At 74.9% G+C, this 13720-nt stretch carries 12 protein-coding genes; 7 read left to right on the top strand and 5 right to left on the bottom strand.

Annotated features, from left to right (window positions below; genetic code table 11):
• Positions 1–122: 122 nt before the first annotated feature.
• Both RM572_RS20105 and rsmH read right to left on the bottom strand, forming a co-directional pair.
• The gene (locus RM572_RS20105; protein ID WP_311674758.1) at positions 123–650 is read right to left on the bottom strand and encodes a hypothetical protein; all 528 of its coding nucleotides are present in this window, start codon (positions 648–650) and stop codon (positions 123–125) included.
• Positions 647–1606, bottom strand: a complete 960-nt coding sequence (gene rsmH / locus RM572_RS20100; RefSeq protein ID WP_311674757.1) for a 16S rRNA (cytosine(1402)-N(4))-methyltransferase RsmH — start codon at positions 1604–1606, stop codon at positions 647–649. Before rsmH ends, RM572_RS20105 begins: the two co-directional genes overlap by 4 nt.
• 242 nt (positions 1607–1848) lie before the next feature.
• On the opposite strand from rsmH, the gene RM572_RS20095 reads away from it, so the two are divergent.
• From RM572_RS20095 to RM572_RS20080, 4 genes are all read left to right on the top strand, one after another.
• Positions 1849–2358, top strand: coding sequence for a beta-class carbonic anhydrase (locus RM572_RS20095; RefSeq protein ID WP_136184574.1), 510 nt, complete (start codon positions 1849–1851; stop codon positions 2356–2358).
• Between the two features lie 100 nt (positions 2359–2458).
• Positions 2459–3478: an AAA family ATPase gene (locus tag RM572_RS20090; protein ID WP_311674756.1), complete on the top strand. Its 1020-nt coding sequence runs from the start codon at positions 2459–2461 to the stop codon at positions 3476–3478.
• Complete coding sequence (locus RM572_RS20085) at positions 3478–4806, top strand: DUF58 domain-containing protein (protein WP_311674755.1); 1329 nt, start codon at positions 3478–3480, stop codon at positions 4804–4806. The genes RM572_RS20090 and RM572_RS20085 overlap by 1 nt, the downstream gene beginning before the upstream one ends.
• Positions 4803–7178, top strand: coding sequence for a transglutaminase TgpA family protein (locus tag RM572_RS20080; RefSeq protein ID WP_311674754.1), 2376 nt, complete (start codon positions 4803–4805; stop codon positions 7176–7178). Before RM572_RS20085 ends, RM572_RS20080 begins: the two co-directional genes overlap by 4 nt.
• 207 nt (positions 7179–7385) lie before the next feature.
• Here the strand turns inward: RM572_RS20080 and RM572_RS20075 are convergent, their stop codons facing one another.
• From RM572_RS20075 to RM572_RS20065, 3 genes are all read right to left on the bottom strand, one after another.
• Positions 7386–7799 carry a DUF3040 domain-containing protein gene (locus RM572_RS20075; protein ID WP_311674753.1) on the bottom strand — a complete coding sequence of 138 codons (414 nt, stop codon included), beginning with the start codon at positions 7797–7799 and terminating at the stop codon, positions 7386–7388.
• A 245-nt stretch (positions 7800–8044) separates the two neighbouring features.
• Positions 8045–8806: a methyltransferase gene (locus tag RM572_RS20070; RefSeq protein WP_311674752.1), complete on the bottom strand. Its 762-nt coding sequence runs from the start codon at positions 8804–8806 to the stop codon at positions 8045–8047.
• Between the two features lie 374 nt (positions 8807–9180).
• Complete coding sequence (locus RM572_RS20065) at positions 9181–9657, bottom strand: SAV_6107 family HEPN domain-containing protein (protein WP_311674751.1); 477 nt, start codon at positions 9655–9657, stop codon at positions 9181–9183.
• 217 nt (positions 9658–9874) lie between these two features.
• On the opposite strand from RM572_RS20065, the gene RM572_RS20060 reads away from it, so the two are divergent.
• Genes RM572_RS20060 through RM572_RS20050 form a run of 3 tightly spaced genes read left to right on the top strand, consistent with a single transcriptional unit; the run spans position 9875 to position 13444 of the window.
• Positions 9875–10582, top strand: coding sequence for an ATP-binding cassette domain-containing protein (locus tag RM572_RS20060; protein WP_311674750.1), 708 nt, complete (start codon positions 9875–9877; stop codon positions 10580–10582).
• A complete protein-coding gene (locus RM572_RS20055) occupies positions 10582–12777 on the top strand; it encodes a YhgE/Pip domain-containing protein (RefSeq protein WP_311674749.1) in 2196 nt (731 codons plus the stop codon). Before RM572_RS20060 ends, RM572_RS20055 begins: the two co-directional genes overlap by 1 nt.
• Positions 12778–12829: 52 nt before the next feature.
• Positions 12830–13444: a TetR/AcrR family transcriptional regulator gene (locus tag RM572_RS20050; protein WP_311674748.1), complete on the top strand. Its 615-nt coding sequence runs from the start codon at positions 12830–12832 to the stop codon at positions 13442–13444.
• Positions 13445–13720: the final 276 nt, after the last annotated feature.

Raw genomic sequence — 13720 nt, 5'->3', positions numbered from 1 at the left:
CCCGGCACGCGGGGACTCCTTGCGGGGGCGGCCCCCGCGGGGGCCCGGGGTGCGGCCGGTGCCGGGACGGGGTACGCGGCGCGGTGGCCCGTTGCGTTCGCTCACCGGTTCTCCTGTTCCGACTACTCGGGCTGGACGGGCTGCTGCGCGGCCCCCGCGGACTCCTCCGGCTGCACCCGCGGCTGGGGCTCCTGCGGCCCGCCGGACGCTCCCGGCTCCGGGGACGGCCCCGCCCCGGCGGGTGGTCCGGGCGTCTCCTCCTCCGGGGCTTCCCCGGGCGGGGGCGCGGGCGGTGCGGTCGCGGGCTCCGGGGAGCCGCGGACCGTGCCGTCCGGTTCGAGGAAGGCGGGCGGGCCACCGGGGACCATGCCCAGTTCGCGGGCACGTTCGCGCAGGCCGGCGGGGTCGGAGTAGGACGCCACCTCCTGCTCCAGCGCCTGCTCCTCCTCCCCCAGCTCGGTGGTCCGCTGCTCCAGCCGGGTGACCTGGAAGGAGCCCTTGTTCAGGGACGCGTTCAGCAGCAGCAGGGCGAGCAGACCCGAACCGAGCAGCACCACGACGAGCAGGACGAACGGCGTGCGCGCGGCGGTGGACGTGCGCCCGGCGCCGACCGACCGGGTGAGGCGGGCGAGACGCTGCTGGGCGTTCACTCCTGGACCTCCCGGATGCGCTCCGCGCCGCGCAGCCGAGCGGGGGCGGCGCGGCGGTTCGCGGCGATCTCCTCGTCGGCGGGCAGTTCGGCGCCGCGGGTGAGGAGCTTCAGCCGGGGCTGGTACCGCTCGGGGACCACCGGCAGGCCGGGGGGCGCGGTGCTGGTCGCTCCGGCCGCCAGCACCTTCTTGACCAGGCGGTCCTCCAGCGAGTGGTAGGACAGCACGCCGATCCGGCCACCGACGGCGAGCGTGTCGACGGCCGCGGGGACGGCGCGTTCCAGCACCGACAGCTCACCGTTGACCTCGATCCGCAGGGCCTGGAAGGTGCGCTTCGCGGGGTTGCCGCCGGTGCGCTTGGCCGCCTGCGGCAGCGCGTCGCGGATGAGCTCGACCAGCCGGGCACTGCGGTCGAACGGCTGTGCGTCGCGTTCGCGTACGACCGCTTCGACGATGCGCCTGGCCTGCTTCTCCTCGCCGTAGGTGCGGAGGATGCGCACCAGGTCGCCGGGCGGGTAGGTGTTGAGGACCTCGGCCGCGCTGATGCCGCGGGTCTGGTCCATGCGCATGTCCAGCGGAGCGTCCTGGGCGTAGGCGAAGCCACGCTCGGCCTCGTCCAGTTGCAGGGACGACACGCCGAGGTCGAAGAGCACGCCCTGCACGCGGGGGGTGCCGAGCCGGGCGAGGACGTCGGGCAGTTCGTCGTAGACGGCGTGCACCAGGGTGGCCCGGTCCCCGTGGGGGGCGAGCCGTTCCGCGGCGAGTTCCAGGGCCTGCGGGTCGCGGTCCAGGCCGATCAGGCGTGCGGCGGGGAAGGTCTCCAGCAGGGCCTCGCTGTGCCCGCCCATGCCGAGCGTGCAGTCGACCACGACGGCGCCGGGTTCGGCGAGTGCGGGGGCGAGCAGGTCCAGGCAACGGCGCAGCATGACCGGGACATGACGCTCGTTCGTGTTCATGTGCACTCTCCGGCCGGCGGTCTCCGCGGCCGGCCGCACATGCTCCCGGGAGCACGTACGCGCCGCGCACGCGGGGGAATTCGGGATGCGGGGAGTGTTCCTGCCTCCCGCTGCGCGTCACTCTAGTCCACCGCATCCCCCGGTCAACGAACTGGTCAGGCGCGTCTCCCGCGGGACCGGCGTGGGTTCCGGAGGCGGGGTCGCGGCGCGCCGCGACAGTGCCTGCGACTAATCTCGTCGCCATGTCTGCTTCCCCGGAGGGCCGGGTCACCGACGCCATCGTCGAGGCCAACGCCCGTTACGCGGCCGCGTTCACCGACCCCGGCCTCGAGGCCCGTCCCGCGCGCAAGGTCGCGGTCGTCACCTGCATGGACGCCCGCATCGACGTGCCGGCGGCGCTCGGTCTCGCACTCGGCGACCACCACACCATGCGCAACGCCGGAGGCGTGATCACCGACGACGTGATCCGTTCCCTGGCCATCAGCCAGCGGGCGCTCGGCACCCGTTCGGTGGTGGTGGTGCACCACACCGGCTGCGGCATGCTGACGATCACCGAGGACTTCCGGCACGAACTCCAGGCCGAGTCCGGGCAGCGTCCGTCCTGGTCCGTGGAGGCGTTCAAGGACCTCGACGACGAGGTGCGCCAGTCGATCAACCGGCTGCGCAGGTCGCCCTTCCTGCCGTACACCGACGACATCCGCGGCTTCGTCTTCGACGTGGCCACCGGGCGGCTGCGGGAGGTCGCGGCCTGACTCCGGACGGGCCGTCGTCCGTGCCCGGGACGGCGGCTCCCGGACGGTTGATCGATCCCGCACGGTGACGGAATCGGCCGACCCATGAAGAATGGGCCGGGTGACGACGTATGACGAACACGTGAGCCTCAGCGATCTGACCACCACCGCGGACGGCGTGCGCCGTTCGGTGGAGAGCGTGATCGAGGGGAAGCCCGAGGTGGTGCGGCTGTCCCTGACGGTGCTCCTCGCCGAGGGCCATCTGCTGATCGAGGACGTGCCGGGCGTGGGCAAGACCATGCTCGCCAAAGCGCTGGCCCGGTCGATCGACTGTTCGGTGCGGCGGATCCAGTTCACCCCCGATCTGCTGCCCTCGGACATCACGGGCGTCAGCGTCTACGACCAGCAGCGACGCGACTTCGAGTTCAAGCCGGGGGCGATCTTCTCGCAGATCGTGATCGGCGACGAGATCAACCGCGCCTCGCCCAAGACCCAGTCGGCGCTGCTGGAGTCGATGGAGGAGCGGCAGGTCACCATCGACGGGCAGACGTACCCGCTGCCGGAGCCGTTCATGGTGATCGCCACCCAGAACCCGGTCGAGATGGAGGGCACCTACCCGCTGCCGGAGGCGCAGCGGGACCGCTTCATGGCGCGGGTGTCCATCGGCTACCCCAGCCCGGAGGCGGAGCTGGAGATGCTCGACGTGCACGGCGCCGCCTCGCCGCTCGATGACCTCCAGCCCGTCGCGCATCTGCACGACATCGTGAAGCTCACCGAGGCGGTCCGCGGCGTCCACGTGGCGGACCCGGTCCGCCGCTACGCGGTGGAGCTGGTCTCCGCCACCCGCTCGCACCCGGAGCTGCGGCTCGGCGCCTCGCCGCGGGCCACACTCCAGCTGCTGCGGGCGGCGAAGGCGTCATCCGCGCTCAGCGGGCGGGACTACGTGCTGCCGGACGACGTGCAGGAGCTGGCCGTGCCGGTCCTCGCGCACCGGCTGCTGCCCACCGCGCAGGCCCAGCTGGGCAGACGGACCGCGGAGCAGGTGGTCACCGAGATCGTGCAGCAGACCCCGGTGCCGACCGCCGTCCCAGGCTCGGTGCCGCCCGGCCCGCAGGGCTACGGGCGCCCGCGGGGCTTCTGATGTCCACCGGCCCGGTCGTCGGCGCCCGGCCGCACCGGCCGAACCCTCAGGACGAGAACGCCGGCTCGCTGCGGGCCTCGCTCGGCGGGCTGACCACGCGGGGCCGTTCGTTCCTCGCCGCGGGGCTCGCCGCCGCCGTCTGCGCGTACGTGCTGGGCCAGTCCGACCTGCTGCGGGTGGGTCTGCTGCTCGCGATGCTGCCGCTGGTGTGCGTGCTCGTGCTGCACCGCACCCGCTACCGGGTCTCCGCCGCCCGCCGGCTGAGCCCCGCGCAGGTACCCGCCCGCGAGGAGGCGCGCGTGCACCTGCGCCTCGACAACGTCTCCCGGATCCCGTCCAGCCTGCTGATGCTGCAGGACCGGGTGCCGTACGTGCTGGGCCCGCGCCCGCGGTTCGTGCTGGACCGGGTCGAGCCGCAGGGCCGGCGCGAGGTGTCCTACCGGGTGCGTTCGGACCTGCGCGGCCGCTACCCGCTGGGACCGTTGCAGCTGAGGCTGACGGACCCGTTCGGGATGTGCGAGCTGACCCGGTCGTTCAGCGCCTACGACACGCTCACCGTGGTGCCGCGGGTGGAGGCGCTGCCGCCGGTACGGCTGTCCGGGGCGGCCGGCGGCTACGGCGACCGCCGGCAGCGGTCGCTGGCGCTGGCCGGCGACGACGACGTGATCCCCCGCGGCTACCGGCACGGCGACGACCTGCGGCGCATCCACTGGCGCAGCACGGCACGGCACGGCGAGCTGATGGTCCGGCGCGAGGAGCAGCCGCAGAAGGTGCGCTGCACCGTCCTGCTCGACACCCGGCGCTCCGCGTACGGCGGCTCCGGGCCGGACTCGCCGTTCGAGTGGGCGGTGTCCGGCGCCGCGTCGGTCTGCCTGCACCTGCTGGAGAGGGGATTCGCGGTGCGCCTGCTGACCGACACGGGTGTGCCGGCGACGGGCACGGACGGCTCCGGCTTCGACGGCGATTCGGCGGAGGTGGCGGCGCTGCTGCTGGACGGCCTCGCCGTGCTGGAGCAGTCGCCGGAGCCGGGTCTGTCCCGGGCGTGGGACGTGCTGCGCGGCGGCGGCGACGTGCCGGGCACCCGCGAGGGCCTGCTCATCGCGTTCCTCGGCGCGCTGGACGGTGAGCAGGCCGCGCTGGTGGCCCGGATGCGGCAACGCACCCGCCGGGCGCTGGCGTTCACCGCGCAGCCGGGGCCGGGCGGTGAGGACACGGCTCCGGCCCTGCGGGAGGCCGGGTGGACGGTGACGGCCGGCGGACCGGGCACGACGCTGCCCGGGCTGTGGCAGGAGGTGCACGAGGCGACCGGGGAAGGGCTGAAACGATGACCGGACGTGCCCGGCTGGCGGTGTGCGCCGGAGTCGCGACACTGACCTCGGCGTGCGCGATGCTGCCGCTCACCGCGGGGGCGACCTGGCTGCTCCAGGCGTGCGTGCTGCTCGGCCTCCAGACGGTGGCCGGCGTCGTCGCACGGCGCGTGCCGCTCGCCCGCCCGCTGACGGTGCTGGTACAGCTCGCGCTCACGCTGATGCTGCTCACACTGATCTTCGCCCACGACCAGGCGGTGGGCTGGGTGCTGCCCGGGCCGGACGCGTTCGCGCAGTTCGGCGGGCTCTTCACGGAGGGCGCCCAGGACGTGCGGCGCTACTCGATCCCGGCGCCCGTCAGCGACGGCATCCGGATGATACTGCTGGCCGGTGTGGCCGGGATCGGCCTGCTGGTGGACGCGCTCGCGGTGACCTACCGCAGCGCCGCCCCCGCCGGGCTACCGCTGCTCGCGCTGTACTCGGTGGCCGCGGGGCTGTACGACGGCGGGGCGAACTGGCTGTGGTTCCTGGTCGCCGCGGCGGGGTTCCTGCTCCTCCTGCTCGCCGAGGGGCGCGAACGGCTGTCCCAGTGGGGACGGGTCTTCGGCCGGCTGCCCGGCCCGTCCGGGCGGCCGTACGAGCCGGGCAGCGTCGGCGGCTCGCCGGTCGCGGCGGTGCGCACCGGCCGGCGCATCGGTGCGCTGACGCTCGGCATCGCGCTGGCCGTACCGGCGGCGCTGCCGTCGCTGGACAGCGGCCTGCTGGACTCCCTCGGCGGCCCCGGCTCCGGACTCGGGCCGGGGAACGGCACGGTGACCGCCGTGGATCCGCTGGTGGCGCTGCAGGACAGCCTGAACCAGCCGGAGAACCGCACGGTGCTGACGTACCGCACCGACAACCCCGATCCGGGCGACATGTACCTGCGGATCGTGTCCCTCGACCGGTTCGACGGCGCGGCGTGGGAGGCCTCGGAGCGGCGGATCACCCGGGTTCCCGAGTCGTTCCCGGCCCCGCCGGGGCTGTCGGAGGAGGTGAAGACCCGCCGCGTGACCACCACCGTGTCGGCCGCCGACTGGTACGCCCAGTCCTGGCTGCCGATGCCGTACCCGGCGACCGGTGTGGACGTGGAGGGGGGCTGGCGGTTCGAGCCGCGGAGCCTGGCCCTGGTCGGTGAGGACGGGCAGACGACCCGCGGCGCCCGGTACCGGGTGGAGAGCCTGCTGGTGCAGCCCACCACGCAGCAGCTCGCGCAGGCCGGCGAACCGTCCGACCCGCTCCCGGCCACCTACACCGAGGTGCCGAACTCGCTCCCGGACGTCGTGGAGAGGACCGCGCGGCAGGTCACCCGGAACGCCGACAACGACTACGAGCGCGCGGTCCAGCTGCAGGAGTGGTTCACCCTGGACGGCGGCTTCACCTACGACACGGAGGTGCGGGCCGGAAGCGGCACCGCGGCCATCGCCCGTTTCCTGAAGCAGCGCGAGGGCTTCTGCGTCCACTTCGCCTTCTCGATGGCGGCGATGTCCCGGACGCTGGGCATCCCGGCCCGCGTCGCGGTCGGTTTCACGCCCGGGGAGGAGCTGGACGACGGCCGGATGGCGGTCGGGCTCCAGGACGCGCACGCCTGGCCGGAGCTGTACTTCGACGGCGTGGGATGGGTCCGCTTCGAACCGACGCCGACCCGCGGCAGTTCTCCCGCCTACTCCCTTCCGGAGATCGACGGGAGCGGCGGCGACCGGGACAGCCTGGTGCCGGAACGGCCGGACGACACGGCGGAACCGGCGCCTGCCCCGTCCGAGTCGGCGGAGTGCACGGCGGCCGAGAAGCGTCTCGACCCGACCTGCGGCGGACCCGAGGCGGCCGGGGGCGCAGGGGGCGGAGGCGACGGCGGCGTCCCGTGGGGGACCGTGGTGCCGGTGTCCGGCGCGTTGGTGGCCCTCCTGCTGCTGCCGATGCTGCCGATGCTGTGGCGGCTGCGGGCCCGGCGCCGGCGGCTGGCCGGCGGAGAGGTGCTCGCCGCCTGGCGGGAGATGCTGGACTCCGGCTGGGACCTGGGCATCGAGCCCGACGAGGCGGCGACGCCGCGCCGCGCCGCGGAACGGCTGGTGGAGCGCGGCGCGCTGGGCACGGAGGCGGCCGCCGGTGCCGAGCGGGTCGCGCACGCCGTCGAACGCCTGCTGTACGCCCCGGTGGAGCCGGAGGCCGACGGCCTGGCGGGGGACGTCCGGCGGGTGCGTGCGGAGTTGGTGCAGCGAGCCCCGCGGGGGCGGCGGGCACGGGCCCTGCTGTGGCCGCGTTCCGCCCTTCGGGTGATCTGGGTGGCCGCCGACCGAAGGACGGAGTGGAACCGTCGGTGGCGGGGCATGCTGCGGCCCGGTACCGCGGGTCGGTGAGCCGGGGACGGCCGGAGGACGACGGTCCGAGGGGGCGCCACCTGCGGGTGGCGCCCCCTCGGGCGGAGTCGGGTGAGGCTCAGCGTGACGGACGGGTGGCGGGACGCGCTCGCGCGTGCACGCCGTCTGTGCGGGAACGTCCGGGGGTGGCCCCCACCCCTCACGGGCTGCCGCCTGTCCTGCGGCGGCTCGTGCCGGGCCGGTCGGTCAGCCCCGCTCGTCGCGGCGGCGCTGCCAGCGTTCCTCGATGCGGTTCATCATCGAACGGCGGGGCCGGGACGCGCGGCGGGTCTGCCGGCCGCCACCGGCCGGAGCGGCCTGCTCGGTGGCGGACTGCTCTTCACCGGGCTTGGGGGCCTTGCGCCAGCTGGTCACGGCCAGCACGGCGCAGCCGAGCATCACGAGGAAACCGACGACGCTCACCCAGATCTGCTGCGCGACCATGCCCGCCATGAGGAGCGCGATGCCCACCAGAAATCCTGCGACCGCCTGGTAGACCCGCTTGCGGGTGTACGAGCGCAGCTCGCTTCCCTCGAGCGCTGTCGCGAACTTGGGATCTTCGGCGTACAGCGCTCGCTCCATCTGCTCGAGCATGCGCTGCTCGTGCTCAGAGAGCGGCACGGAGTCCTCCTACTCGTCGGTCGCGGGGGGCGACCGGATGCGGCCCTTCAAGGATAGGCAGGGAATCGCCCCCGTGAAACCCGCCCTCTACGCTGATTCCTCCCACCGTTTCCGGGATGCCGGGCCGGTGTGGTGGACGGTGCATTCCGTGCATTCCCTCACCGCCTTTCCGTCATGCCGGACGGTGTGCCTCGATCATACGGCGCCCCGGGCCGTTGCGGACGGGCTGTGCGCAGCCGCACGCCTCACCCGTCCGCGGCGGGCACCTCCGCCAGCACGTGGAGCTGCGTGGCCACCGACTGGAACGCCGGCAGCTCGGACGCGGCCGCCTCCAGCCGGGCCAGCGCGTCCAGGGCGTCCGGCTCGGTGTCCACCAGCGCTCCGGGTACCAGGTCCGCGAAGACCCGAACCCCGTGGATCGCCGCGATCCGGAGCCCGGTGTCGGCGACCAGGCCGGTGAGCTGCTCCGCGGTGAAGCGCCGGGGCATCGGGTCGCCTTCGCCCCAGCGGCCGTCGGGAGCGGAGAGCGCCTGCCGGGCCTCGGTGAAGTGGCCGGCCAGGGCGCGGGCGAGCACCGCGCCGCCGAGGCCGGCGGCGAGCAGGCTGAGCACCCCGCCTTCGGGCCGCAGCGCGGCCACGGCGTTGCGGAGGGCGTCGGCGGGGTCGTCGACGTACTCCAGGACGCCGTGGAAGAGCACCACGTCCGACGCGCCGCGCTCGGCGACGTCGAACAGCCCGTGGGCGTCTCCCTGCACGCCGCGTACGCGGTCCGCGACGCCGGCCTCCGCCGCGCGGCGCTCCAGCGCGAACAGCGCGTTGGGGCTCGGGTCGACCACGGTGACCCGGTGGCCGAGCCGGGCCACGGGCACGGCGAAGTTGCCGGTGCCGCCGCCGGTGTCCAGGACGTCGAGGCTGTCCCGGCCGGTGGACTTCACCCGTTCGTCGAGCCCGCCGCGCAGCACCTCCCAGACCACGGCGTTACGAAGGGAAGCGCTGGGGCGGGACATGCGGTGCTCCTCGGCGGCTGCGGTGCTGGGGCTGCTGGGTGCTGGGGGTGCTGGGCGCTGGGCCGACGGGGGCGCCGGCGGGGGACCAGCTTAGGGCCTGTCCTGCGGATGCTTGCGGGTCAGCCCGCGGCGTCGGATGCCTGGGGTCTCCCCAGGTCCGCCAGGACCGTGGGGACGCATCGCAAGGCGGAGGATCGCCGCTCGTACTCGTCGTGCTCGCGCGAGGCGACAACGGTGGGGGCACCCCCGTGCCCGAAGGGCCACGGGGGAGAGGTGCCGTAGCCGTCGTCGCGGGCCCGAGAAGATCCGCCGGACAGGCCCTCGTGCGCGGGCATGGTCGTGCCGACGTGCCCACGGCCGGTGGCGGCCGGCCTTCAGCTCGCGCGGGGTTCGCCGGCCGGGGGGACCCGCGGCTGGGGCAGCGCCGGCTGGGAGACCAGCATCCGTTCGACGAGCCGCAGGAACACCCCGGCCTCGCGCACCAGGTCGTCCGCGTCCCGCCAGCTCGCGGCGCCCTGGATGCCAGCCTCCGCGCGGGCGCGGCGCTGCGCGCCGGCGGCGAACAGGGCGCTCCACTCGGTCAGTTCCGGTGCGGCCTCGGGAAGCACCTCCCAGGCGCTGCGTATCCGGGTGCGGCGGCGGGGGGCGGGCTCGGGGCGTCCGCGCACCGCCAGCACCGCCGCGGCCGTACGCAGTGCGGCGAGGTGAGCCGTGGCGAACCGCTCGTTGGCGGTCGGCATCTCGGCTGCCTCGTCCAGGCCGTGCTGCGCCTGGGCGAGCAGGTCCAGCGCCGCGGGGGGCGCCGAGGCGCGGCGCAGTACGGGATGGACGTCGTTCGGGGGCCCGTGCATGGCGAACCTCCATTCGTCGGACGGCGGCCGGTGAGACCGCTCCTGTGTGTCCAGGAAAGACCACGGCACTGACAATCCGCGCCGACCTGCACAAACGCCGCGAGTGGGCAGGGTGGCGACGGGCCCCCGGTACGGGTGGCGTAGTTTTTGAACTGACCAGTCAGTTCACATCAGGGGGTGCGCCGTGCAGAGGCCCCGGCAGACGGAGGGTGCGGCCGTGGCCGCCGAAGGACTGGGACTGCGCGGACCGCGCGGCCCCGTCTTCGCGGACGTGGAGCTGCGCGCCCCGGAGGGGGCGCTGATCGTGGTGGACGGCCCCTCCGGCTCCGGCCGGACCGCGCTGCTGCTCACCCTCACCGGCCGGATGCGGCCGGACGCCGGCACGGCCGAGGTGGCCGGCCGGCGGCTGCCCCGCGGCGCGGCGGCCGTACGCCGGATGAGCGCGCTCGGCCCCGTCCCCGGCATCACCGACCCGGACCCCGCGCACTCCGTCGGCGAGCAGCTGCGCGAACGCGCCCTGCTGCTCAGCCGGTTCGACGGGCCGCTGCGGGGCCTGCTCGCCTCGCCACGCCGCCGCGCGGCGGCAGCCCGGGAGCGCGCGGAGGCGGCGCTCGCCGCCGCCGGCCTGGACCCCGACGCGCTGCCTCGCGGGATGCGCACGCGCGGGCGCGACCTCTCCCGTACCGAGACCTTCCGGCTGGGCGTCGCCCTGGCCCTCCTGGGCCGTCCCCGGCTGCTGGCCGTGGACGACGTCGGCCTGAAGCTCACCGACGCCAAGGAGACCGCCGTGTGGGAACTGCTCGCCTCCGTCGCCGCGGCCGGCACCACGGTGCTGGCCGTCGGGGAGCCCCCGGCACCCGCCGTCGCCGGGGAGGTCCCGCTGGTCGTCGTCCGCACCGCGGACCGTGCCCGGGAGGCCGTGTGATGCGTGCACCGAGACTGGCCGCCCTGGAGCTGCGCCGTTTCGGCCGTGGCCGTCTCCCCCGCGCCGCCATGGCCGCGATGATGCTGCTTCCGCTGCTGTACGGCGCGCTGTACCTGTGGTCGTTCTGGGACCCGCACGCACGCCTGGACCGGATACCGGTGGCGCTGGTCGACGAGGACCGGGGTGCGGAGGCCGGAGGGGAACGCATCGAGGCGGGCGCGTCCCTCGTGGAGAGCCTGCACGAGAGCGACACCTTCGACTGGCGGGAGACCGACGCGGCCGACGCGCGCGAAGGAGTCGCGGAGGGACGCTACTTCCTGTCCCTCACCGTGCCCGAGGACTTCAGCGAACGGCTCGCCTCCGGCGCCGGGGACCGCCCCGCGACCGGCGCGTTGCGGGTGCGCACCGACGACAGCAACAACTACCTCGTCGGCCAGATCGCCCGCACGGTGTTCTCCGAGGTGCGGGCCGCCGCGTCGAGCAAGGCCTCCCGCCGCTTCTACGACCGCATCTTCGTGTCGTTCTCCACTCTGCACGACCGCACGCAGAAGGCCGCGGACGGCGCCTCCGACCTGGACGGCGGCATCGGCCGGGCCGGCAAGGGCGCCGGGGAACTCTCCGACGGCCTGGACGAGGCGGAGCGGGGCAGCGGACGCCTGGAGGACGGGACCAGGCAGCTGCACACCGGCTCGGGGAAGCTGAAGTCCGGCGCCGCGAAGGTCGCCGACGGCACCGGGAAGCTCGCCACGAAGGTGCACCGCCTCTCCGACACGGCCGGGCCGCTGCTCGACCGTCACGGCGACGACATCGCGAAGGCCGCCCGCAAGGTGGCGCGCGCGGCCGGGACCCTGCGGAAGAACCTCGACGACCTGCCCGGAGCCGCGCGGCGCGCCGAGACGGACTCCCGCAGAGCGGCCGACGCGCTGACCCGTGCGCACACCGCCCTCTGCGGCGGAACGGCCGCCCCCGGCGGCAGCGTCCCCCCGGACGGGCCCCTCCCCGGACCGACGGCGCACGGCTCCGCGCCTCCCGAAGTCCCGGGCGCCGGGGGGCGGTCCGGTCCCCCCGCCCCGGACGCGGCTGCGAGCGGCTGCCCGCAGCTGAAGAAGGCGGTGGCCGCCGCCGAACGCGCCGCCGACGTCGCCGCGGACACCCACGATCTCGTGCAGGACCACGAGAACCTCGACGAACTCGGCGACCATCTGGAGGACCTGGAGCGCGCGGCCGGAAAGCTCGCCCGCGAGGCCCCGGACCTGGACGAGGACCTGGACCGGGCGGTGCGCAAGGTCGACAGGCTGAACTCGGGTGCGCAAAGGGTCGCCGACGGCGCGGCCCGGCTGCACACCGGCCTCGGCGGCGCCGAGGACGGCGCCGAGCGGCTCGACGGCGGTCTGGAACGGCTGGGCGACGGCGCGGACACGCTGGACGGCGGGCTGTTCCGGCTGGCGGACGGCTCCGAGCGGCTCGCCGCCGGGCTCCACAAGGGCGCCGCCCGCATCCCGGACTACGACGACGAGGAACGCGCGGAGCGCAGCGAGGTGATGGCCGACCCGGTACGGCTGGCCTCGTCCCGGCTGCACGGCGCCCCCGACTACGGCACCGGCTTCGCGCCGTACTTCATCCCGCTCTCACTCTGGGTGGGCGCGATGGTGGCGTACATGCTGCTCCAGCCGCTCAACCGGCGTGCGCTGGCGGCCGGAGCACCGGGGCGGCGGATCGCGCTGGCCGGCTGGCTGCCGGTGGCCGCGATCGGCACCGTGCAGGCCGCCGCGCTGCTGGCCGTCCTGCACTGGGGGCTCGGACTGCAGATGGCGCGCGGGGCCGGCACCGCGGGATTCCTGGTGCTGGTGACGCTGTGCTTCACGGCGATCGTGCAGTTCCTGGGCGCACGTTTCGGGCCCGCCGGGCGCATCCTGGTGCTGGCGTTGTTGATACTCCAGCTGACCTCGGCCGGCGGCACCTACCCCGTGCAGACCAGCCCGGACTTCTTCAACGTGCTGCACCCGCTGCTGCCGATGAGCTACGTGGTGGAGGGCCTGCGCCACCTGATCACCGGCGGCGGTCCGGAACCGGTGTGGCGGGCGTGCGCGGTGCTGGTCGCCTTCACGGTCGCCGCGCTGGCGCTCACCGCCTGGACGGCCCGGCGCGGTCAGATGTGGACGATGAAGCGGCTCCATCCGGAGCTCACGCTGTGAGCGCCGCGGGGCGGGGGCGGCGCGGGGGCGGAGGTCTGTGACAATCTCCGGCATGGCACGCGGCAGCACGCGCCGGAGCGCGACCCGTCAGAAGCTCTACGAGGCCGCCGTCACGCTCATCGCCGAACAGGGCTTCTCCGCCACGACGGTGGACGAGATCGCCGAACGCGCGGGCGTCGCGAAGGGCACGGTCTACTACAACTTCGCCAGCAAGACCGAGCTGTTCGAGGGGCTGATGCGGCACGGCGTCGAGCTGCTGCGGGACGACCTGCGCCGCGCGGCGGACGAGGCGGCGGCGGCCGGCGGCGGCCGGGTGGACGCCCTGGACGCGATGATCCGGGCCGGGCTCGTCTTCATCGACCGCTACCCGGCCTTCACCCAGCTCTACGTCGCCGAGCTGTGGCGGACCAACCGCGCCTGGCGGGACACCCTCACCGTGGTGCGTCGGGAGGTCGTCGAGGTGGTGGAGCAGGTGCTGCGGGACGGTGTCACGGACGGCGAGCTGAGCGGGGACGTCGACGTCCCGCTGACGGCCGCCGCGCTGGTGGGCATGGTGCTGGTGGCCGCGCTGGACTGGCAGGCGTTCCAGCCGGAACGGTCCCTGGACGAGGTGCACGGCGCGCTGTCGCTGCTGGTGCAGGGACGCGTCGGCGGGTGCGGCCCGTAGACCGCACCCGCCGGCGCTCCCCCTCCCCCGTCTCCCCCCCGTACCTCCCCCGTACGGTCTCCCCCTCCTCCCCCGTGTGGCGGGTGCCGCGCCGTTCCGCCGCCCCGTGCCGGCGGTCCGGCGCCGCGTCCCTCCACGCCCCGTACTCTGCCGTCCGCGCAGGTCGGCGCCCATCCGCTCGGGTACTCAAACCGGCGTCTGGGTATCCGTACTCAGCCCGTGGGTGCCGGCGCTCACCGTGGACCGGGCCGGTGCCCGGCGGTCGGTGCGCCGCTG

The sequence above is a fragment of the Streptomyces hazeniae genome (genome assembly GCF_031845485.1).
In the GTDB taxonomy this organism is placed as follows: Bacteria; Actinomycetota; Actinomycetes; order Streptomycetales; family Streptomycetaceae; genus Streptomyces; species Streptomyces hazeniae.
This window is presented reverse-complemented; position numbering and strand designations above follow the sequence as displayed.